Origin of the sequence: Streptomyces sp. SM18 (assembly GCF_002910775.2) — a bacterium.
In the GTDB taxonomy this organism is placed as follows: Bacteria; Actinomycetota; Actinomycetes; order Streptomycetales; family Streptomycetaceae; genus Streptomyces; species Streptomyces halstedii.
Genome location: NZ_CP029342.1, coordinates 4,736,420 through 4,758,759 on the forward strand (window position 1 = coordinate 4,736,420; position 22,340 = coordinate 4,758,759).

A 22,340-nucleotide genomic window follows, 5' to 3' on the forward strand; every position below is an offset into this window, starting at 1 on the left:
GGGACTGAGACCGTGCTGTGATCGTGAACGCCGTGCCGCTCGGGGCCGTAGTACTGAATACTGCGGGCAGGACCGGTCCGGTGTGTGAGCTGGAGGGGACGGTCGCGTGAGCGAGATACCGGGGACAGCGGGCGACGTCATGTGGCAGAGCAGCCCGCCTGGCTCGATTTATGACTACATCAGGGTCGCCTCCTTCTCGATCGGGGCCGACGGCCTGATCGAGCAGTGGAGCCGACGGGCCGCCGGCCTGTTCGGCCTGGAACCCGACGAGGTGCTGGGCAGAGACCCGGTCGAGGCGTTCATGCCGTCCGAGCTGCGTTCCGACGCCCGGCGGCGGGTCCGCGAGATCCTCGACGGCAAGGAGTGGACGGGCCTGGTCCCGTTCCGGATGCCCGGTGAGAACGGGGCGCGCGGCCTCGCCGAGGTCTACGTCATGCCGAGCGAGACGGGCACCGGCGAACGCGCCGCGCTCTGCATCGTCGTGGACGTACGCGCCTTGCGGCAGATCGAGACCGACCTCGCGGCCTCGCAGGCGATATTCGGTCAATCGCCGTTCGCGTTCGTGCTCTTCGGCACCGACTTCACCGTCGAGCGGGCCAACCAGCGGTTCGCCACGGTCTTCGGCGGCGAGGCCGACGACCACCGGGGCCGCACGGTCGACGACTATCTGGCCCGCCCCGAGGCCGACCGGCTCTCGGCCACGCTCAAGCGCGTCCTGGACACGGGCGACTCCGTCACCGACCTCCAGCTCACCGGCACCACGCCCGGCTCCCTCGGCCGGCGCCACTGGTCCATGAACCTCTACCGGGTGCACAGCGGCTCCGGCCGGCCCGTCGGCGTCGCCGGGCTCGCCACCGACGTCACCCAACGGCACATCGCCGCCCGCGAGGCGGCCAGCGCCCGGCGCAACCTCGCCCTGCTCAACGAGGCCAGCGCACGCATCGGCAACTCCCTCGACCTGGAGACCACCGCCCGCGAACTGCTCGACGTCGCCGTCCCCGGCTTCTGCGACCTGGCCTCCGTCGACCTGTACGAGGGCCTGCTCACCGGCGACGAGGCCGCGCCCGGCAGCTGGGGCCGCCGCCACCGGGAATCCGGCAGCGGGTCGGCCGAGCTGCGGCGGGTGGCCCACGCCAGTGCCGTGTCCGACGTGCTGCCCGGCATGGTGGCGGGGGACGCCGCCCGGGGCGGGGACATGGGAGGGCCCGCGCTCGGGTCCGTACACCGCTACCCGTTCCGCTCGCCGTGCGCGGTGGCCCTGCGGGAGGGCCGGGTGACGGACGTGCCCGGCGACGAGCCGGGTTTCGTCCACTCCACCCTCGCCGTGCCGATGGTCGCGCACGACATCGTCGTCGGCCTCGTCCAGTTCTCCCGCACCAAGGGCAGCGAACCCTTCGGCGAGCGGGACCGCGTCCTGGCCACCGAGCTGGCGGGGCGCGCCGCCGTCTGTATCGACAACGCCCGCCTCTACCGCCGTGAGCACGAGCGGGCGCTGATCCTCCAGCGCAGCCTGCTGCCGCCCGGCGACCCGGAGGCCGCGGGCCTTGACATCGCCTGCCGCTACCTCCCCGGCAACACCGCCACCGAGGTGGGCGGCGACTGGTTCGACGTGATCGAACTCCCCGGCCACCGCACGGCGCTGGTCGTCGGCGACGTGATGGGCCGCGGACTGCGGGCGGCCGTCGCCATGGGCGAACTGCGCACCGCCGTCCGCACCCTGGCCCTGCTGGACCTGGAACCCGGCGAGGTGCTCGCCGCCCTGGACGAGGTCGCCCGCGGCCTCGGCACCCCGGGCGGCGGCGACCGTGGCGACGGCTTCGGCGGCGGCGTCCAGTGGCCGGGCCGGGCCGCGCACAAGTCCCGCGAGGCGGACCTCTCCGAGGTCTATCTGGCGACCTGCGTCTACGCCGTCTACGACCCCGTCACCCGGCGCTGCACCTTCGCCAACGCCGGGCACCTCCCGCCCGTCGTGGTCGAGCCCGGCGAACCGGCCCTGCTGCTCGACGTGCCCCCCGGCATGCCGCTCGGCGTGGGCGGCGAGCCCTTCGAGGAGGTCGAGGTGGAGCTGAAGGAGGGTGCCCTCCTCGCGCTGTACACCGACGGACTCGTGGAGTCCCGTGACCACCCGCTCGACGAGGGACTGGACTCACTGCGCCGCTCCCTGGCCGAACCGTCACAGCCCCTCGAAGACGTCTGCGACCACCTGCTGAGCACGCTCGACACCCGGCACGGTGAGGACGACATCGCGCTGCTGATGGCCCGTGTCCAGGGGCTGCCCGCGGAGGCCGTGGGCGACTGGGTGCTGCCGCGCAACCCCCGCTCGGTGGCCCGCGCCCGCGAACTGGCCAGGAGCCGGCTCCTGGAGTGGGGCCTGGGCGACCTGGTGGACACCACGGAACTGCTCGTCAGCGAACTCGTCACCAACGCCCTCCGCTACGGCGAGGGGGAGGTCCGGCTCCGGCTGCTGCGCGACCGCACCCTCGTCTGCGAGGTCTGGGACGCGGGCCTGGTCCAGCCCCGGCGGCGGCGGGCCCGCGACACCGACGAGGGCGGGCGCGGGCTGCAACTGGTCGGACTGCTCAGCGCCGCCTGGGGCTCTCGTCGCACCCCGCGCGGCAAGACGGTCTGGTTCGAACTCGCGCTGCCGGACGGCGAGCCGGGCCGCGAACTCTCCGTCGAGCAACTGCTGAGCATGTACTGATGGACCCTCAGGAACACACCTGCCCCGCAACCAGGAGCCGTTGATGGCCGTTCGCCGTGTCGTACCCAACTTCCGTACCCAGGCTCCGCCGGAGAACCGGGAGTTCTACGGTCTGCTGGGCTTCGACCAGGTCATGGACCTGGGATGGATCTCGACCGTCGCCTCCCCGGCCGAGCCGGCCGCACAGGTCAGCTTCATCACCGAGGACGCGACCGCGCCCGTCCACGCCGACCTGAGCGTCGAGGTGGACGACGTGGACGCGGTCTACGCGGCCGTGCGGGACAGCGGGGCGGAGATCGTGCACTCCCTGCGGGACGAGGAGTGGGGGGTGCGGAGGTTTTTCGTACGCGACCCCGAGGGCCGGGTCGTCAACGTGCTGACCCACGTGACCCACTGACCCACCGCTGACGCACGGGCGGGGCACGGTTGACCCACCGCTGACCCACCGCCGGCCGTCGCCGGCCCGGCCCCTCGGCGGCGCGGGGCCCGGGACGCCGGGCCCGAGAGCGCTGATCCGTGTCCCGGCCCCGGCGGCGGTTCGGCTCCGGCCCCGCCACCCGGCCGACGCTCAGACCCGCCCGCCGCCCCGCCGCCCACGGGTCGCGCCGCCGCCGAAGCTGCCCGGTCCGCCGGGGAACCCTCCCGCGCCGGGGCCCCCGCCCAGCTCACCGCCGTGGCCGCCCGCCCCCTCGCCGAACACACCGCCCAGGACGATGCCGCCCAGCACGGCTCCGCCCACCCCGCCCCCGATCCCCGGATCGCCGGGCCCCCGCCGTTCCTGGTACGCGCGCACGTCCCGCTCGGCCAGGTCCAGCGCCCGCACCGCCAGCGCCTCCGCCTGCCGGGCCTCGGGCAGCGCCCCCCGGGGGTCGTCCGCCGCCGCACGCTCCAGGGCCCGCTCCCAGTGGCGCCCCGCTTCCGCCAGCCGCGTACGGGCCTGGTCGCCGACCGCCCCCCGGTGCGTGCCCACGAAGTCCGTGGCGACGCCGAGCGCCGAGCGCGCGGTGAGCGACGACTGTTCCAGGAGTGCCCGCGTCCGCTCGTCGCCGCGCTCGGGCCCCCGTATCCCCGCGAGCACCCCGTCCAGCGCGGCACCCGCCTCCACCACCTCGTGGAGGGCGTCGATCGGGTCCGACGGGCCGGACGCCGTGTTCGCGCGGACCTCCCCGAGCGCCTCCTCGGCCCGCGCGACCCCGCCCGGCACGTCGTCCGCGGACCCCTTCAGCAGCGCTCCGGCGTCGGTCAGGTCCGTCTCCGCCCCGGTGAGCGCGTCCGGCAGCCGCTCCGCCGCCTCGGCCAGCTCGGCGGCCCTCCGCTCCACCCCGTCCACCAGGACGCGCGCCTGCGTGACGGCCCCTTCGGCGGCCCGCAGGTGGACCGCGGCCTCGGGGTGGCGGCCGGCGTCCACCGCCTGACGCGCCTGGTTGAGGCTCGACGTCGCGAAGACCAGCCGGTCCTGGGCCTGCCCGATGCTCCCGGCCACGGGCGCGTACGCGGACGGGGCGTACCGCTCGCGCATGCCGTCGAGCGCCGCCTCCGCCGCGGGCATCCGGTCGAGGAGGTCACGGAACGCGGCCTCGGCCCCGGCCACCGCCTCGGGCGCCTCTCGTTCCAGGGCGCGCAGCCGGTCGAAGTCACCGGAGACGGCGTCCAGGCGCGCGTTCGCGTCGGCGCAGCGGCGGATGATCTCGTCCAGCACACGGCGGCCCTCCGCCCCGTCCTCCGGGAAGGCGTCGTCCAGCCGCTGACGCGACCGGAAGGCTTTGGCCAGCTCGGCCCTGGCGTACGCGACCGCCTCGGTGAAGGGGGCCGCCGCCTGTCCGTGCCGGGCGACTGCGAAGTCCAGCTCCTCCTCGCTGGTACGGACGGCGTCGTCGGTGTCCACGAGGTCCGCCCGGGACCTGGCGTCGAGCGCGGGCGACATCCCCGGCTCGGCCGCTCCGGGGTGGGGGCCGCCCCACACGGTCACCGCCGGGGTGGTGCGGGTCGTCGTACGCCGCCTGCGGCGGGCCCAGGTGAACGCGGCCACCGCGAGGACGACGGCCACCACGGCCAGCGGTACGGCCAGGTTGTCGGTGCCACCGCTGACGGAACCGTCGGCCGGCCCCGGATCCCCGGCCCGCGCACCGTACGCCGTGGACAGGGCGAGCCCGTACCACGCCACGGGCCCGGCCAGGAGGAACCTGCCGGGCGTCGAGGGCCGACAGGACCGGTCACGGCTCGCGGGCGCTGTCACATGGGGGAGGGTATGTCCGCCCCGCCCGGTGCGCGACCGCGCGGGCCGAATCCGTTGCGCGGGACGACCGGGCGGGGCGGGCCCGAGGTGCGGGGCGCGCGGGTGAGGCGGGGCACGACCCGGTCCGGACACGTGTACGGGAGCCGCCGCCCCGTCAGGTGGCGGCGGCTCCCGTACCGGAGGGAGCGGTCAGGTGCTCCCGGTCCTGGGGGCCCGGCTCAGCGGGACGTGCGGGGCAGTTCGCGGGAGCGGCCCAGGGAGCCGAGCCACCGCGCGGAGGGCCGGGCGGTCCGCTCGAACGTCTCCCGGTCCACGGCGATCAGGCCGAAGGTTGGGGCGAACGAGCCCCACTCGTAGTTGTCCAGGGCGCTCCACGCCAGGTAGCCCTGGACGTTCAGGCCGTCCTGGATCGCGGCGGCGACCTCGTCGAGCGCGCCGGTGTAGTAGTCGACACGGCGGGTGTCGTCGGCGGTGGCGATGCCGTTCTCCGTGACGATCAGCGGCATGTCCGGGCCGATGACCTCGGCGGTGTGGCGCAGCGCGTGGCCCACCGCCGCCGGGTAGTACTCCCACTGCGTCAGGGTCCGCTCGACGCCCTCGGCCGCCGGGACCGGGCCGTCGGGGCCGATCTCGGTGCGGGTGTAGGACTGCACACCGATCCAGTCGTCGCCCCGGGCGGCCTCGATGAAGACGTCCTCGCGCGGCTGCCGGTAGGCGGCGGTGACGGCCTCGGCGCCGGGGCGTGCCTGGTAGACCTGGTTGGCGATGGTCCAGCCGACCTGGATACCGGCGTCCAGGGCCCGGATCTCCTTGACGGCCGCGTGGTGGGCGGCGATGACCGCCTGGGTGGTCTCGTCGTCCGGGGTGGGCAGCCCGGCGGGCGGGAAGCCGATGTCGCCGCGCTTGGCCTGGCCGGCCATGACCGCGATCATGTTCGGCTCGTTGATCGTGCAGACGTGGCTGACGCCTTCGGAGATCACGGGCGCGCAGGCCGCGACGTACCGGGCGAACAGCTCGGTGGCGCCCTCGGCGGTCCAGCCGCCGCGCTCCTCGAACCACTGCGGCACCGTGAAGTGGTGCAGGGTGACCATGGGGCGCAGGCCGCGGGCGATCGCGCCCTCGACCATCCGGCGGTAGTGCGCCAGCTCCGCCCGGGAGAATCGGCCCTCGACCGGCTCGACGCGCGCCCACTCGACGGAGAAGCGGTAGTCGGTGAAGCCGAGCCCGGCCAGCAGGTCCATGTCCTCGCGCCAGCGGTGGTAGCTGTCGCAGGCGTCGAGGCTGGGCTCCTGGATGTGGGTGCCGGCCGTGTGCTCCTTCACCCACCAGTCGGAGTCGGTGTTGTTGCCCTCGATCTGGTGGGCGGCCGTGGAGGCCCCCCACAGGAAGCCGTCGGGGAACGGGACCGGGGTGTGCGTCATCGCGGAATGTCTCTCTTCGTGCGGGGGTGGGGTGCGGCCGCGGGTGGGGTGCGGCCCGTGCGGTGCGAAGGGCGGGCGGGGCGGGCTACTTCATGCCCGCCGTGGCGATGCCCTGGGTGAAGTGCCGCTGCAGGGCGATGAAGAGGACCAGCACCGGCAGGACGACCAGGAAGGCCCCGGCCATCAGCATGCCGTTGGAGCCGCCCGCCTTGTTCGGGTCGGTGGCGAAGGTCGCCAGGGCGACCGGCAGCGTGTACTTGTCCGGGTCGTTGGTCGCGATGAGCGGCCAGACGAAGTTGTTCCAGGAACCGAGGAAGGTGAAGATCGACAGCGTCGCGAGCGCGGGCTTGACCAGCGGCATGACGATGCGCCAGAAGATGTACCACTCGCCGGCGCCGTCCATCCGGGCCGCCTCCAGCAGCTCGTCGGGGATGGACTGCATGAACTGCCGCATCAGGAAGACCCCGAAGGCCCCGGCGGCGAAGGGCAGCACCAGACCGGCGTACGAGTCGATCAGGTGGAGCTTGCTCATCAGGACGAACAGCGGCAGCAGCATCAGGTTCCCGGGCACCATCAGGGCGCCCAGGACCAGCCCGAAGATCTTGTCGCGGCCGACGAACCTCAGCTTGGCCAGCGCGTAGCCGAGCATGGAGCAGAACACCAGGTTCGAGACGGTGACCAGCACCGCCACGATCACGGAGTTCATGAAGTAGAGCGGCAGGTCCAGCTTGCCCAGCAGGTCCCGGAAGTTGTCCAGGGTCCATTCGGTGGGGAGCCACACCGGCGGACTGGCCGCGAGGTCGCTCGGCGTCTTGAAGGACGACAGGGCCATCCAGAGGAAGGGCGCCGACATGATCAGCAGGCCCAGCGAGAGCAGGACGTAGACCAGAGGGCGTTTCAGGTCACGGGAGTTCGCCGGCGCTTCGGCACCGGGTGCTCGGCCGACGGTCATTTCGTGTTGTCCTTCAGCAGTCGGAGCTGGAGCACCGTGATGCCCATGATCACCACGAAGAGGACGTAGGCCATGGCACTCGCGTAGCCCATGTGGAAGAAGTTGAAGCCCTCGCGGTACATGTTCAGCGAGACGGTCAGGGTGGAGTCCGAGGGGCCGCCCTGGGTCATCACGAACGGTTCCTCGAACACGTTGAGGTAGCCGATGGTGGTGATGACGGTGGCGTAGAGCAGGGTCGGCCGCAGCAGCGGGACGGTGATGCCCCGGAACTCCTGCCACATACCGGCACCGTCGAGCCGCGCGGCCTCCCGGACCTCGGTCGGGACAGCCTGGAGCCCGGCGATGAAGAGCACCATGACCGTGCCGACGTTGCGCCACACCGCCATCGCGATCATCGAGGGCATGGCCAGCGCCTCCGAACCGAGGAAGTCCGGTGCGGTCAGGCCCACTTCGGAGAAGAGGCCCGCGACGAGCCCGTCGCTCGGGTCGAGCACGAAGCGCCACACCACGGCGACGGCCACGATGGTGGTGACCACCGGGGCGTAGAAACCGACCCGGAAGAAGGTCCTGGCCCGGTCGATGCCGTTGTTCAGCAGGACGGCGACGACCAGCCCGAGGGCGATGGTCAGCGGGACGCCGACCACGACGAAGTACGCGGTGTTGAAAAGCGACTTCAGGAACTTCTCGTCGCCGAACAGCTGGACGTAGTTGTCGAAGCCGATGAAGCGCGCTTCCCAGGGACGCGTGACGTTGCGCAGCCCGAAGTCCGTGAAGCTCATCAGCAGCGTGGCGAGGATCGGGAACGCCATGAAGACGGTGAACAGGACGAGGAAGGGGGTGGAGAACAGCCACCCCGCCGCGTTCTGCACGCCCAGCTTCCCGCGGCGCGGCCGGCTCAGGGAGGGCCCGGGGCCGCCCCGCGTCGAGTCCGGCCGCGCCGGTGGCCGAGAGGTCGTGGTGCTCATGGCTCCTACTTCACGAGGCCTTCGATCTCGGACTGCGCGGTCTTCAGCGCGTCCTGGGCGGAGGCCTTGCCCTGTGTCACCTTCGCTATGGCCTGGTCGACCTTGTCGGTGATCTCCGTCCACTTGGCCAGGGACGGCGAGGACTGGGCGGTGTCCATCTGCTGCTTGAACACCTGGAGGTCCGCGTCGTCGGCGAGCTTGCCGGAGTCCCAGGCCGCGGTGTTCGCGGGGAGGTCCTTGGTGCGCTCGTACCAGTCGGCCTGGCCCTCGGTGCCGGTGAGGTAGCTGATGAACTCCGTCGCGGCGGCCTTGTGTTCGCTGTCCTTGGAGACCACCAGGGAGGAGCCGCCCGCCATGGAGGCGGAGGTCTTGTCGGCGGGGACCGGGGCCACGGCCCACTTGCCCTTGATCTGCGGCTGGCCCTCGTTCAGCAGGGTGACGTGCCAGGGGCCGCCGAAGAACATCGGGACCCGGCCGTTGCCGAAGTCCTTGACGACGTCGTAACCGGGCGGCACGGACTTGTTGGCGAGGCCCTTGTCGAAGTACGAGCCGTACTCCTCCAGCGCCCGGACGGCCTCGGGGCTGTCGATGACGGCCTCGCCCTTGTCGTCGACGATCGCGCCGCCGGCCGAGTAGAGGAAGGAGTAGAAGTTCTGCACCGTGTCCAGGCCGCTGGGCTGGATCGACAGGCCCCACTTGGTGCCCGCCTCCTTCTGGTACGCGGTGGCCAGCTCCCGCATCTCCTTCCAGTCGGTGGGCGCCTTGTCGACGCCCGCCTTCTCCGCGAGGTCGGTGCGGTAGTAGAGGACCCGGGTGTCGACGTACCACGGCACGCCGTACGCGGTGCCGTCCACCTCGCCCTGCTTCCAGCCGGCCGGGAAGAAGTCCTTCTCGTCGAACCGCCCGGTGTCGACCGGCTCCAGGACGCCGAGCTCGGCGAACTCGCCCATGTAGCTCCCGCCCATCTGCGCCACGTCCGGCAGGGTGCCGGCCGCCGCGGCGGAGACCAGCTTCTGGTGCGCGACGTCCCAGCCGACCGGGGTCACCTTCACGGTGATGTGGGGGTGGTCCTTCTCGTACTCCTTCGCCACATCCGCGAGCTTCTCGCCCTCGGCCCCCATGGCCCAGACGGTGAGCGTCTGCTTCGCGTCCGCGGCGACGTCGTCGCCCCCGGAGCCGCCACAGGCCGAGAGGCCGAGGGCGAGCGCGACCGCGACGGCGGAAGAGACGGTTCTGGCGGTGCGGGACATGGAGGGCTCCTCCTTGAGCAATCCGGATGTATGCGCTGCCTGTAAGCGCATACATCACTGTGGAGCAGCCTCCCGGTCATCCGCAAGGGGGTGCTGGGTCACACTCGTGCAACGTGCCCGACATCGGGGGATGCGCTCGTCGCACCGTAAGCACGCCGTTTGCGTATTTGAAGTGGATGTGACCGATTCCGCTTGTCCGGGGCGGTCGGCGAGCGGTCCGGCGCGACCGGCGAGCCCGTTACTGTCCTGCCATGACGCCGCGTTCCCCCGCCACGCCCGGCCCCCTCGCCCACGATTTCCCCTTCGACCCGGCCCACGGCTACGGGCTCGACGGGCTGCTGCGGATACCGGCGCCCGCCGCGCCCGAGGACTTCGCGGACTTCTGGTCCGCCCGGTACGCCGAGGCCAGGGCGGTCGACACCGCGCCGGAGATCGGCCCGGCGGAGGACGAGCGGGACGGGGTCCGGCTGCACGGCGTGTCCTTCACCTCCGTGGGCGGCGTACGCCTCGGCGGCTGGCTGGCGCTGCCCGTGGACGGCCCCGCCGAACACGGCTTCGTCATCGGCCACGGCTACGGCGGGCGGGACGCCGCGGCGCCCGAACTCCCGCTGCCGCTGCCCCGTTCCGCCGCGATCCTGCCCTGCGTCCGCGGCATGGGGACACGCGGTTCGCTGCCCGATGTCCCGGGCGACGCGGCCTCACACGTCCTGCACGGCATCACCTCGCGCGACACCTATGTCATCGGCGGATGCGTGGCCGACCTGTGGTGCGCGGCCTCCGCGCTCGGTGAACTGCTGCCGCAGGTGGCCGGAGCGGGCCTCGGATATCTGGGGGAGAGCTTCGGGGGCGGTCTCGGCGCGCTCGCCCTGCCCTGGGACGGGCGCTTCGCCGCCGCCCAGCTCACCGTCCCCACCTTCGGCAACCACCCGCTGCGGCTCACCCTGCCCTGCACGGGCAGCGGGGAGTCGGTCCGGGCGTACCACAGGGGGCACCCGGCGGTCACGGACGTCCTGCGCTACTTCGACGCCGCCACGGCCGCGGCCCGGCTGGAGCTGCCGACACTGGTGGCCGCCGCGCTCTTCGACCCCTCGGTGCCGCCGCCGGGGCAGTTCGCCGTGTACAACGCGCTGCCCGGCCCGCGTGAACTCCAGGTGCTGCGCGCGGGTCACTTCCGGTACGCGGACGAGGCCGAGGAGTCGGCGGAGCTGCGCGGGCGCCGGGAACGCTTCTTCGGGCAGTGGCTCCGGGCGTGACGGCGGCCCCTCTTCGCGGGTGCTGAGCGGGGGAGCGCGGACCTCGCCGGGCCTGGGTCAGGGGGCCTGGCCGCAGCCGCAGCTCGCCCGGCGGGCCAGGGAGACGGGAAGCTCCAGCGACACGGGAGGCCGGTTGCCGTCGGCGAGGCGTTGCACCAGCAATTCGACGGCCTGCTCGCCCAGGTGCCGTATCGGCTGCCGCACGGTCGTCAGCGAGGGCCGCACGATCCGGCTCAGCGGGATCCCGTCGAAGCCGGTCACGGCGATGTCCTCCGGCACCCGCACCCCGCGCCGCTCCAGCGCCCGCAGCGCGCCCACCGCCATCTGGTCGTTGGCGAAGAGCATCGCGTCCGGGCGCCCGGGGCCCCGGTCCAGCAGGGTCTCGGCGGCGCGCGCGCCCTCGGCCTGGGTCATCATCGCCGTCCGTAGGTCCGGCGCGTCCGGAACCGGGAGTCCGGCGTCCTGGCAGGCCTGGCGGAACCCCCGGAACCGGGCCTCGGCGTCCGGGGACTCCGGGTCGCCGCCGACGAAGGCGAGATCGCGCAGCCCGTGGTCCTCGATCAGATGGCGGGCCAGCTCGCGCTCCCCGGCGGCGTTGGCGACGACCACGTGGTCGAGATGGTCGATCTCGCGCGGACCGGCGAGCATCACCACCGGCAGCCGGCGCGATATCACCTCCAGGTCCCGCGTCGGCACGGTCTGCGCCAGTACGGCGAAGCCGTCCACCCGCCCCGCCACCTTCGCGACGAGACTCTCCGGCCCGCCCTCCAGGGAGGCGGCGATCAGGAGCGCGTACCCGTGCCGGCGTGCCGCCCGCTCCATGCCCCGGATGATCTGGTCGGAGTAGAGCATCGCGGCGTCGTCGGCGTCGCTGTCGGCCTCCGCGTCGGCCTCGGCGTCCGGGTCGGCGTAGTCGGGGAAGCAGAGGCCCAGCACGCCGGTGGTCCGGCTGGCCAGGCCCCGGGCGTTCCCGCTCGGTACGTAGCCCAGCTCGCGGGCCGCCTCCAGGACGCGTTCGCGCGTGCGGTCGCGTACGGAGGCGGGGTTGCGGTACACGCGGGAGACCGTGGCGATGGAGACGCCCGACCGCTCCGCGACGTCGTACACCGTGGGCGCGCTCACGTGAGGGACCGTCCGCTTCTTCGTCCGTACCGGGATGCCCGCCGGTATCGGCATTCACCTGTTCTGAAAGCGCATTCACCCTAGAGCGCGCGCCCGCGGGCGGGCAAGGCGGGCCGGTGCGGGGCGTGGCGCGGACGTGCGTGTACCGGAGACGGGCGAGGGGCGCCGACGGTGTGCCGTGACCCGAGAACAGACAGGCAACCTTGCAAGGTGTACTGGCCATCTTTATCGTGGGCCGTATGAGCGCCGCACCACAGCACCCCCAGCAGCCGACGCCGGACGATCCGGCCGCCGAGCGGGTGGCCGCCGAGCTGGCGGCCGTGGTCGGCCGGCTGTCGCGGCGGATGCGGACCGTGCGGCCGGCCGGGCCGCTCACACCGTCCCAGCGGTCGGTGCTGGCCCGGCTGGACGAGAGCGGCCCGGCCACCACGGCGGCGCTGGCCCGCGCCGAGTTCGTACGCCCGCAGTCGATGCGGCTGACCCTCGGGGCGCTGGAGGAACGGGGTCTGGTGGCCCGTGCCCCCGACCCGTCCGACGGCCGCAAGTCCCTCGTGTCGGCCACGGACGAGGGCCTCGTCGCGCTGGCCGGGGCACGGGCGGTCACCCGGGGCTGGCTGGCGGAGGCGATCGCCGGCGAACTGGACGGGCGGGAGCGCCGCACCGTCGCCGAGGCCGTGGCGCTGATCAGCCGCCTGGCCGAGGAGTGACCCGGCGCGGGCCGGAATCGCCTGCTCCCACCCGCGCGGGCCGCGACCGCCGGCCCCGCCCGGCGCGGGCCGGAACCTCCGCCCGCCCCCCACACCACCAGCCCCCGCACCGCACCGGCGCCCGCCCGCCCCCGCAGCCCGCCCCGACCACCGCGCCCCGCGCGCCCGTACCTGGAACACCGCACCCGCGAGGAGTACCCGTATGACCGCCACCACCCTGGACCCGACGACCGCCCTGATCGTCGTCGACCTCCAGAAGGGCATCGTGGGCCTGCCCACGGTCCACCCCGCCGCCGACGTCGTCGCCAACGCCGCGACCCTCGCCGGCGCCTTCCGCGCCAGGGGTCTCCCGGTCGTCCTCGTCCGGGTGACCGGCGGCGCCCCCGGCCGTACGGAGGCCGGGCGGGCCGGGTCCGGCGGGCAGCCGCCGGCCGACTGGGCGGACCTCGCGCCCGAGCTGGGCCACCACGAGGACGACATCGTCGTCACCAAGCAGCGGTGGGGGGCCTTCCACGGCACCGACCTCGACCGGCGGCTGCGCCGGCTGGGCGTCACCCAGGTCGTCCTGGCCGGTATCGCCACCTCCATCGGCGTCGAGTCCACGGCCCGAGCCGCCTACGCGCACGGCTACCACGTCACCGTCGCCACCGACGCCGTCACCGACAGGGACCCCGACACCCACCGCGTCAGCGTCGAGAAGATCTTCCCGAGGCTCGGCGAGACCGACACCACGGCGGCGATCCTCGCCCTGCTCGGCTGAGTACCCCGGCCCGGCACGACCGGGTACGACCGCCGGGGCCGCACGGGTGACACACAGGCCCGTACCGGCCGCGCCTGCGCCCCCTCGCGCGTGATGGTGAGTTCAGTGGATCAACACATCAGTGTGATCAGCTGCAAATGCCACCAAAACGTTCGTCATCCGGTCCATTCCGGTACGGGTGGGCCGGGCCGGCCCCGGAGGTTTCAGCCATGGCCCACCTCGGCGTCCCGCGCGGGACGGCCCGACAGCGCCGCTCGGTCGCACTCCTGGCGACGGGCGTGCTCACCATCCCCGCGCTGGCGGGCTGCTCCTCGGACAGCGGCGGCCGCGTGCCGGTGGCCATGGGACAGGACATCGCGCCCGCCGCCCGCGACCGGCTGGCCGACGGCTCCACGCTCACCTGGGCGATCGACGCCGTACCCGCCACCCTCAACGCCTTCCAGGCCGACGCCGACGGTGCGACCACCCGGATCACGGGCGCCCTGCTGCCGACCCTCTTCCCGCTGGACGAGCGCGGCGAGCCCCGGCTCGACCCCGACTACCTGGAGTCCGCGAAGGTCATCGAGCGGGAACCCAGACAGGTCGTGCTCTACAAGCTCAACCAGCGGGCCGTGTGGAGCGACGGCCGGGAGATCGGGGCGCCCGACTTCGTCGCCCAGTGGCGGGCGCTGAGCGGCAAGGACTCCGCGTTCTGGACCGCCCGCAACGCGGGCTACGAACGGATCGAGAAGATCGAGCGCGGCAAGGACGACCTCCAGGTCCGCGTCACCTTCTCCAAGCCGTACGCGGACTGGCGCGGGCTCTTCTCGCCGCTGTACCCGAAGGAGGTGACCGGCGCCGCCGGCACCTTCAACGACGGTGCGCGCACCACGCTCAAGAACACCGCGGGACCGTTCCGGCTGGGAAGCGTGGACAAGGACAAGGGGACCGTCACCCTCGTCCGCGACCCGCGCTGGTGGGGGGACCTGCCCAAGCTCGACTCGCTCGTCTTCCGGGCCGTGAAGCCCGAGGACCGGGCCGCCGCCCTCACCGAGGGCAGCGTGGACGTCGCGGACGTGGACCCGGCGGCGGCGAGCAGCGTCGCCCGGGCCGCCCGTTACCGCACCGGCAACGGACAGCCCGCCCACGGCCCCGGGGCCGACATCACCCCGGCGGCGGCCCTGCGCTCCTGGGCGGTGGCGCACGGGTCGGACGAGAAGGCGGCCGCGGCCGCCCAGGCCGCGCGCGCCGAGAACCGGGAGGCGGTCGCGGCGTACGCGGCCGAGCAGAAGGCCCTGAACCGCTTCGCCGTACGCAAGTCGCTGGAGCCCGCCTACACCCAGCTGGCGCTGAACGGCGAGTCCGGGCCGCTCTCCGACGACCGGGTCCGCCGGGCGGTCGCCCGCGCCCTGGACCGCCAGGAGCTGGCCGACGCCGTGCTGAAGCCGCTGGGCCTGGCCGCGAAGCCGCCCGGCAGCCACCTGGCGCTGGCCGGGCAGCCGGTGTACAAGGATGCCAGCGGGGCGCTGGGCGACCAGGACGCCAAGGAGGCGCGGGCGCTGCTGGCGGACGCGGGCTGGACGACCGGCGGCGCGGTCCAGAAGCCCGGGGACACCAAGGCGGGCAGCGAGGCCGACAAGAAGGCCGAGGAGAAGGCCGGCGAGAAGACGGACGGGGACGCGGAGGACGCCGGGAAGAAGCCCGCCGACGAGGCGAGCGGCAAGGCCACGGACGAGGACAAGGACAAGGACGCGACGGCGGACAAGGCCGGCAAGGACACCGACGCGACTGCGGACAAGGCCGCGGACAAGGCCGCGGACAAGGACGAGAAGGACGACAAGGCCTCCCGCGACGAGGGCCTGTACATCGTCGGGGACGAGAAGCCGGGCGACCGGGACCCCGCTCCCCGGGCCCTCGCCACCGCCCCGGCCGCCGCCGCCCAGAGCGCCGCCGTGCTGCGCCAGGTCGCGGCCGTCACCGGCGAGGGCACCACCCGGGCCGGCACCCAGGACAAGCAGCCCGGCGGAGCGCCCGGCGCCTACGCGCCCCAGGGCACGGCCGCCCCGGCCCCCGCCCCGGCCAGCAACCGCCTCGGCAAGGACGGCAAGCCGCTCACCCTGCGCTTCGTCCTGCCCTCCGGCCCCGGCTCGCAGTCGTTGCGCGGCGTCGGTGAGAAGATCGTCGCGATGCTGGACGCGGTCGGCATCGGGGCCCAGATCACCAAGGTCTCCGACGAGAGCTACTTCAAGGACCACATCGCCTCCGGCGACTACGACATGGCGTTGTACTCCTGGCCCGCCACCGCCTATCCGGCGACCGACGGACGCCCGCTCTTCGCCAAGCCGGAACCCGCCACGGACGGATCCCTGCTCGTCGAGCAGAACTACACCCGGATCGGTTCCGACCACATCGACCAGCTCTTCGACCGCGCGGTCTCCGAGCTCGACGCCAAGACCTCGGGGGACCTGCTGAAGCAGGCGGACGCACGGATCTGGGCGGCCGCGGGATCGATTCCGCTGTACCAGCGGCCGCAGCTCGTCGCGGTCGACAAGAAGCTCCGCAACGTCGGCGCCTTCGGCTTCGCCTCGCCCCGCTACCAGGACATCGGTTTCCTCAGGGGCCAAGCGGCCGGTTCCACCGCTTCCCCCGCCAAGGGGACGAAGTAGCAGGTCACAGCGCGATCCGAAGCTCAGATCCCGCTCAATTCCCTTGCCCGCCGGCGTGCCGGCGGGCAAGGTGGCGTCTGCCTGGACCCGGGCTCCGCGCTCTCCCCACCCCCTTTGCCGTCCGCCCTCGTCACCCGCCGGACGATGCCGTGGCGACGGCTGAACGCGGGCTGAACACTGCCCGGCGAACGCCTTCGCGGACCGGGCAGGGAAGCCCTGGGCGCGTCGTGCCCGTACCATTGGACCAGCCGTGGCGTGTCCGCCCGGCGGGGCGTACGAGGACCGAGACCGACAAAGACGCCTGATCCCACGATCGAGAGAAGCGCAAGCCACCCATGCCCACGCGCCACGACATCCGTAACGTAGCCATTGTTGCCCACGTCGACCACGGCAAGACCACCCTGGTCGACGCCATGCTCAGGCAGGCGGGCGCGTTCGCGGCCCACGCCGCCGAGAACCTCGACGAACGCATGATGGACTCGAACGACCTGGAGCGTGAGAAGGGCATCACGATCCTCGCCAAGAACACGGCGGTGAAGTACCACCCCAAGGACGGCGGGGACCCGATCACGATCAACATCATCGACACCCCCGGCCACGCCGACTTCGGCGGCGAGGTCGAGCGCGGTCTGTCGATGGTCGACGCGGTCGTCCTGCTCGTCGACTCCTCGGAAGGCCCGCTCCCGCAGACCCGGTTCGTGCTGCGCAAGGCGCTCACGGCCAAGCTGCCGGTGATCCTCTGCATCAACAAGACGGACCGCCCGGACGCCCGTATCGCCGAGGTCATCGACGAGACGTACGACCTCTTCCTCGACCTGGACGCCGACGAGGACCAGATCGAGTTCCCGATCGTCTACGCCTGCGCGCGTGACGGCGTCGCCTCGCTGACCAAGCCCGAGGACGGCAGCGTCCCGCCGGACAGCGAGAACCTGGAGCCGTTCTTCAACACGATCCTCTCCACGGTCCCGGCCCCCGAGTACGACGAGGAGGCCCCGCTCCAGGCGCACGTCACCAACCTCGACGCCGACAACTTCCTCGGCCGTATCGCGCTCTGCCGTGTCGAGCAGGGCGAGCTGCGCAAGGGCCAGACGGTCACCTGGATCAAGCGCGACGGCACCATGTCCAACGTGCGCATCACCGAGCTGCTGATGACGGAGGCGCTCACCCGCCAGCCCGCCGAGAAGGCCGGTCCGGGCGACATCTGCGCCATCGCCGGTATCCCGGACATCATGATCGGTGAGACCCTGGCCGACCCCGAGAACCCGATCGCGCTGCCGCTGATCATGGTCGACGAGCCGGCCATCTCGATGACCATCGGCACGAACACCTCGCCGCTGGTCGGCAAGGGCGGCAAGGGCCACAAGGTCACCGCGCGCCAGGTGAAGGACCGCCTGGACCGCGAGCTGATCGGTAACGTCTCGCTCCGCGTCCTGGACACCGAGCGCCCCGACGCCTGGGAGGTCCAGGGCCGCGGTGAGCTCGCTCTGGCGATCCTCGTCGAGCAGATGCGCCGTGAGGGCTTCGAGCTGACCGTCGGCAAGCCGGAGGTCGTCACCAAGCAGATCGACGGCAAGACGCACGAGCCGGTCGAGCGTATGACGATCGACTCCCCGGAGGAGCACCTCGGCGCCATCACGCAGCTGATGGCCAGCCGCAAGGGCCGTATGGAGACGATGACGAACCACGGTTCGGGCTGGGTCCGCATGGAGTGGATCGTCCCCTCCCGCGGCCTCATCGGCTTCCGTACGGAGTTCCTGACCCAGACCCGCGGCACCGGCATCGCGCACTCCATCTTCGAGGGCCACGAGCCGTGGTTCGGCGAGCTGCGCACCCGTCACAACGGCTCCCTGGTCGCGGACCGCGCGGGCGCGGTGACGCCGTTCGCGATGGTCAACCTCCAGGAGCGCGGTGTGATCTTCACCGAGGCCGGCACCGAGGTCTACGAGGGCATGATCATCGGCGAGAACTCCCGCGCCGACGACATGGACGTGAACATCACCAAGGAGAAGAAGCTCACCAACATGCGTGCGGCTTCCGCGGACACCACGGAGAACGTGGTGCCCGCCCGCAAGCTCTCGCTGGAGCAGTCCCTGGAGTTCTGCCGCGACGACGAGTGCATCGAGGTGACCCCGGAGACGGTCCGCATCCGCAAGGTCGTCCTGGACCAGAAGCAGCGCGGCCGCTCGGCCTCGCGCGCCAAGCACGGCTGATCCGGCCGGGGGCGCCGGCCTCCGCCGGCGAACCGTCGGAATGAGCCATTGACATGAGACCCGGGCCTCCACAGAAACTGTGGGGGCCCGGGTCTTTCGTCAACCCGTTTATCCGACCGAGGTGTCCGCATATCGTGCGTCGCTCTCCGGAACATGTGTTAACGGTCCGTTTCGGGGGTGTCTGTCTGGGATCGCTTTGTCCGGATTTCGGTCTTCCGGGTGATCTCGATGTTGTCAAACCGAGACCCTTTAAGTGTGGTTTACAGCCCGGTGTTCCTTAATAGTTGGCTCCATTGAGCTCGGGTCAATGGGTCAGCGCACTGTGGGGAGTGCCGACTCACGAGCACACTCGGGGCACTGAAACGATCGCCGTCAGGGGTGTCGGTGGATCTCTCCAGTGCCCCTCTTGTAGTCAAAAGTGGACTCATGAGGAGGAAACCCATGCGCGGTGCCAAGAGCGCCAAGTGGGTCGCGGGAGCGGCAATCATCGCCCTGGCCGCGACCGCCTGTGGTGGCGGCGACAGCGACGGCGGAGGCAAGAGCGCCAAGGGCGCCGTCGACGCGGACGGCATATTCTCCGTCGAGGTCGGTGAGCCGCAGAACCCGCTGCAGCCGGCCAACACGATGGAGTCGAACGGCAGCATCGTCACCGACGCCATCTTCTCGCAGCTCGTCGACTACGACCCCGACGGCAAGCTTGAGATGATCAACGCCGAGTCCGTCGAGACGACCGACAGCAAGCTGTGGACGGTCAAGCTCAAGAAGGACTGGAAGTTCCACGACGGCACCCCCGTCACCGCCGACTCCTACGTCAAGGCCTGGAACTGGGCCGCGAACATCGAGAACGCGCAGACCAACGCCTCGTGGTTCGCCGACATCAAGGGCTTCGCGGACGTCCACCCCGACGGTGAGGGCGCCAAGCCCAAGTCGGACGCCATGTCCGGCCTGAAGAAGGTGGACGACTACACCTTCACCATCGAGCTCAGCGACCCGCTGCCGTACTTCTCGTACAAGCTCGGCTACACGGTCTTCTCGCCGCTGCCCGAGTCCTTCTACGCGGACCCGAAGGCCGCCGGTGAGAAGCCGGTCGGCAACGGCGCGTACAAGTTCGTCAGCTGGGACCACAAGAAGCAGATCAAGGTCGAGCGCAACGACGACTACAAGGGCCCGGACAAGGCGAAGAACGGTGGTGTGATCTTCAAGAACTACACCACCCTGGAGACCGCCTACGAGGACCTCAAGTCCGGCAACGTCGACGTGCTCCGCCAGATCGGCCCGAAGGACCTCCCGGTCTACCGTGCCGACCTCGGTGACCGCGCCGTGGACCAGGCGTACTCCGCCATCCAGACGCTCGGTGTCGCCATGTACACCGACCAGTGGAAGAACACGGACCCGAAGGTCCTCCAGGGCCTCTCGATGGCCATCGACCGGGACACCATCACCAAGACGGTGCTCCAGGGCACCCGCGAGCCGGCCACGGGCTGGGTCGCCAAGGGCGTTCTCGGTTACCAGGAGAACGTCGCCGGCGACGTGACCAAGTACGACCCGGCCAAGGCCAAGGCCCTCATCAAGGAGGGTGGCGGTGTTCCGGGCAACGAGGTCTTCATCCAGTTCAACGCCGACGGCGGCCACAAGGAATGGGTCGAGGCTGTCTGCAACAGCATCACCCAGGCCACCGGCGTCAAGTGCACCGGCGACTCGAAGGCCGACTTCCAGGCCGACCTGAACGCCCGTGACGCCAAGCAGGTCAAGTCGTTCTACCGCGGCGGCTGGGTGCTCGACTACCCGGTCAACGCCAACTTCATCAGCGACCTGTTCCGCACGGGCGCGGCCGGTAACAACGGCTTCTTCTCCAACAAGGACCTCGACGCCAAGATCAAGGCCGCGGACACCGCTCCGAGCCTCGACGAGTCGGTCAAGGGGTACCAGGAGGTCGAGAAGGAGCTGGTCAACTACATGCCGACCATCCCGCTCTGGTACTACAAGGTCAACGCCGGTTACTCGGAGAAGGTCCAGAACGTGAAGTACGCGCAGGACGGCGACCCGATCCTGACCGAAGTCCAGGTCACCAAGTAACGACCGACGTAGTCCGTGGGCCGGTGCGGGACCGACACTCACATCGGTTCGCACCAGTCCGCAGCCGTGGCCGGGGGGCCCTTCCGTACCGCTGACCGTCCTGAGGGACGTCCGCGGTGCGGGAGGGCCCGTCGGCTGCCGCTTGCCTATTACATGGAGGCATGATGGGGCGCTATGTCGCACGACGACTGCTCCAGATGATCCCGGTCTTCCTCGGGACAACTCTGCTGATCTTCCTGATGGTCTACACGCTGCCCGGTGACCCCGTGCGGGGACTTTTCGGGGACAAGGGCGCCGACCCGGCCACTCTCGAAGCGATGCGGCACAAGCTGGGCCTCGACCAGCCGATCCTGGTGCAGTACTGGGAGTACATGAAGGGCATCGTCTTCCACTTCGACTTCGGCACGCAGATAGCCAGCGGACGCCCCGTCACCGACGTGCTCGGCGACGCGTTCCCGGTCACCCTGCGGCTCGCCGGTATGGCCTTCGTACTCGAGATCGTCGTCGGTATCTCCCTGGGCGTGTACGCCGGTCTGCGTGCGGGACGGCTGAGCGACAACATCGTTCTGGTCTTCACCCTGCTGATCATCTCGATCCCGGTGTTCGTCCTCGGCTTCATCGTCAAGTCGGTCTTCGCCTTCCAGCTCGGCTGGATCTCGCCCAACGTCTCGAACGACGCGACGTGGAGCGAACTCATAGCCCCGGCCGTCGTGCTCGGCTCCCTGTCGCTCGCGTACGTGGCCCGGCTGACCCGTACGACGATGGCGGAGAACCTGCGCGCCGACTACATGCGTACAGCTGTGGCCAAGGGGCTGCCCAGGCGCCGCATCGTGGGTGTGCACCTGATGCGCAACTCGCTGATCCCGGTCGTCACCTTCCTCGGCACCGACCTCGGCGCCCTGATGGGCGGCGCGATCGTCACCGAGGGCCTGTTCAACGTGAAGGGCATCGGCGGCACCATCTTCGAGTCGATCACCCGGCGTGAGGGCACGACCCTCGTCGGGCTGGTCACCGTTCTGGTGATCGTCTACCTCTTCATGAGCCTTATCGTCGACCTGCTGTACGCGGTCCTGGACCCGAGGATCCGGTATGCCTGATGTGACCAAGACCGCTCCCGCTCCCGAGAAGGCCGAAGCGCCTCTCGCCGGACCGCAGGTCGACGTCAGCGCGGAGAAGGCCCGCAGCCTGTGGGGCGACGCCTGGCAGGACCTCCGCCGGAACTGGTACTTCATCATCTCGGCCGCGCTGATCGTGCTGCTGCTGGTGATCGCGGCGGTCCCGGGCCTGTTCACCAGCGCCTCGCCCACCGTGGGTGACCTGGCGCACCACTTCCTGAGCAAGCCGGAGCTGGGCAAGGTCGGTTCGCCCGAGTGGCTCGGCTACGACGGTCAGGGCCGCAGTGTCTACGCGCGTGTCATCTACGGCACCCGCGCCTCGGTGATCGTCGGTATCTCGGTGACGCTCCTGGTGACCCTGTTCGGTGGTCTGATCGGCATGCTGGCCGGCTACTTCGGCGGCTGGGTCGACGCGGTGCTCTCCGGATTCACCAACGTCTTCCTCGGGCTGCCCTTCCTCCTCGGCGCCATGGTCGTGCTCCAGGCCTTCACCGACCGCACGGTCCTGGTGGTCATCTTCGCCCTCGCCTTCCTCGGCTGGACGCAGATCGCGCGTGTCATGCGCGGTGCCGTGATCACCGTCAAGCAGGCCGACTTCGTCCAGGCGGCCAGAGCGCTGGGCGCCGGTACGAGCCGGATCCTCTTCCGGCACATCCTGCCGAACGTCCTGGCCCCGGTCATCGTCGTCGCGACCATCTCGCTCGGTGTGTACATCTCCGCCGAGGCGACCCTGTCCTACCTCGGTCTCGGCCTGGCCTCGCCGACCGTCTCCTGGGGTATGGACATCTCCGGTGGAGCGAGCCAGATCCGGGTGGCCCAGCACATCCTGATCTACCCGTCGATCATGCTCAGCATCACCGTTCTGGCGTTCATCATGCTCGGCGAAGCCGTCCGTAACGCCCTCGACCCGAAGACGCGATAAGGAGG

General features: G+C 71.3%; 16 protein-coding genes. 10 read left to right on the top strand and 6 right to left on the bottom strand.

All coding sequences use genetic code 11. The features are described 5' to 3' along the window. Window positions 1–139 precede the first annotated feature (139 nt). Both B9S64_RS21585 and B9S64_RS21590 read left to right on the top strand, forming a co-directional pair. Window positions 140–2,701, top strand: a complete 2,562-nt coding sequence (locus B9S64_RS21585; RefSeq protein ID WP_103492668.1) for a SpoIIE family protein phosphatase — start codon at window positions 140–142, stop codon at window positions 2,699–2,701. 43 nt (window positions 2,702–2,744) lie between these two features. Beyond that, the gene (locus tag B9S64_RS21590) at window positions 2,745–3,098 is read left to right on the top strand and encodes a VOC family protein (RefSeq protein WP_103492619.1); all 354 of its coding nucleotides are present in this window, start codon (window positions 2,745–2,747) and stop codon (window positions 3,096–3,098) included. A gap of 171 nt (window positions 3,099–3,269) precedes the next feature. On the opposite strand, the gene B9S64_RS21595 is transcribed toward B9S64_RS21590, so the two are convergent. From B9S64_RS21595 to B9S64_RS21615, 5 genes are all read right to left on the bottom strand, one after another. Next, window positions 3,270–4,937 (bottom strand): fibrillarin, encoded by a 1,668-nt coding sequence (locus B9S64_RS21595; RefSeq protein WP_109492087.1) that lies wholly within the window; start codon window positions 4,935–4,937, stop codon window positions 3,270–3,272. Window positions 4,938–5,155: 218 nt separating this feature from the next. Then, complete coding sequence (locus B9S64_RS21600; protein WP_103490526.1) at window positions 5,156–6,358, bottom strand: glycoside hydrolase family 1 protein; 1,203 nt, start codon at window positions 6,356–6,358, stop codon at window positions 5,156–5,158. Window positions 6,359–6,443: 85 nt separating this feature from the next. Next, window positions 6,444–7,310 carry a carbohydrate ABC transporter permease gene (locus B9S64_RS21605; RefSeq protein ID WP_103490527.1) on the bottom strand — a complete coding sequence of 289 codons (867 nt, stop codon included), beginning with the start codon at window positions 7,308–7,310 and terminating at the stop codon, window positions 6,444–6,446. Further along, complete coding sequence (locus B9S64_RS21610; RefSeq protein WP_103490528.1) at window positions 7,307–8,275, bottom strand: carbohydrate ABC transporter permease; 969 nt, start codon at window positions 8,273–8,275, stop codon at window positions 7,307–7,309. Before B9S64_RS21610 ends, B9S64_RS21605 begins: the two co-directional genes overlap by 4 nt. A 5-nt stretch (window positions 8,276–8,280) precedes the next feature. After that, on the bottom strand, window positions 8,281–9,525 hold the full coding sequence (locus B9S64_RS21615; protein ID WP_103490529.1) for a sugar ABC transporter substrate-binding protein: 1,245 nt from the start codon (window positions 9,523–9,525) through the stop codon (window positions 8,281–8,283). A gap of 251 nt (window positions 9,526–9,776) precedes the next feature. Here B9S64_RS21615 and B9S64_RS21620 point away from each other — a divergent pair, with 251 nt between their 5' ends. Next, the gene (locus tag B9S64_RS21620; protein WP_103490530.1) at window positions 9,777–10,778 is read left to right on the top strand and encodes an acetylxylan esterase; all 1,002 of its coding nucleotides are present in this window, start codon (window positions 9,777–9,779) and stop codon (window positions 10,776–10,778) included. Window positions 10,779–10,835: 57 nt separating this feature from the next. Here B9S64_RS21620 and B9S64_RS21625 read toward each other — a convergent pair whose 3' ends face one another. Then, window positions 10,836–11,900: a LacI family DNA-binding transcriptional regulator gene (locus B9S64_RS21625; protein ID WP_103490532.1), complete on the bottom strand. Its 1,065-nt coding sequence runs from the start codon at window positions 11,898–11,900 to the stop codon at window positions 10,836–10,838. Window positions 11,901–12,139: 239 nt separating this feature from the next. Here B9S64_RS21625 and B9S64_RS21630 point away from each other — a divergent pair, with 239 nt between their 5' ends. From B9S64_RS21630 to B9S64_RS21660, 7 genes are all read left to right on the top strand, one after another. After that, complete coding sequence (locus tag B9S64_RS21630) at window positions 12,140–12,607, top strand: MarR family winged helix-turn-helix transcriptional regulator (protein WP_103490531.1); 468 nt, start codon at window positions 12,140–12,142, stop codon at window positions 12,605–12,607. 202 nt (window positions 12,608–12,809) lie between these two features. Next, window positions 12,810–13,367: an isochorismatase family protein gene (locus B9S64_RS21635; protein WP_103492713.1), complete on the top strand. Its 558-nt coding sequence runs from the start codon at window positions 12,810–12,812 to the stop codon at window positions 13,365–13,367. Between the two features lie 209 nt (window positions 13,368–13,576). Then, on the top strand, window positions 13,577–16,012 hold the full coding sequence (locus tag B9S64_RS21640) for an ABC transporter family substrate-binding protein (protein WP_103492714.1): 2,436 nt from the start codon (window positions 13,577–13,579) through the stop codon (window positions 16,010–16,012). Window positions 16,013–16,347: 335 nt separating this feature from the next. Continuing rightward, the gene (typA, locus tag B9S64_RS21645) at window positions 16,348–18,222 is read left to right on the top strand and encodes a translational GTPase TypA (protein WP_103492715.1); all 1,875 of its coding nucleotides are present in this window, start codon (window positions 16,348–16,350) and stop codon (window positions 18,220–18,222) included. Window positions 18,223–18,663: 441 nt separating this feature from the next. Beyond that, window positions 18,664–20,298 carry an ABC transporter substrate-binding protein gene (locus B9S64_RS21650; RefSeq protein WP_103492716.1) on the top strand — a complete coding sequence of 545 codons (1,635 nt, stop codon included), beginning with the start codon at window positions 18,664–18,666 and terminating at the stop codon, window positions 20,296–20,298. Window positions 20,299–20,462: 164 nt separating this feature from the next. Further along, window positions 20,463–21,395, top strand: coding sequence for an ABC transporter permease (locus tag B9S64_RS21655; RefSeq protein ID WP_028438950.1), 933 nt, complete (start codon window positions 20,463–20,465; stop codon window positions 21,393–21,395). After that, a complete protein-coding gene (locus B9S64_RS21660; RefSeq protein WP_028438949.1) occupies window positions 21,388–22,335 on the top strand; it encodes an ABC transporter permease in 948 nt (315 codons plus the stop codon). Before B9S64_RS21655 ends, B9S64_RS21660 begins: the two co-directional genes overlap by 8 nt. The last annotated feature ends 5 nt before the right edge of the window (window positions 22,336–22,340 follow it).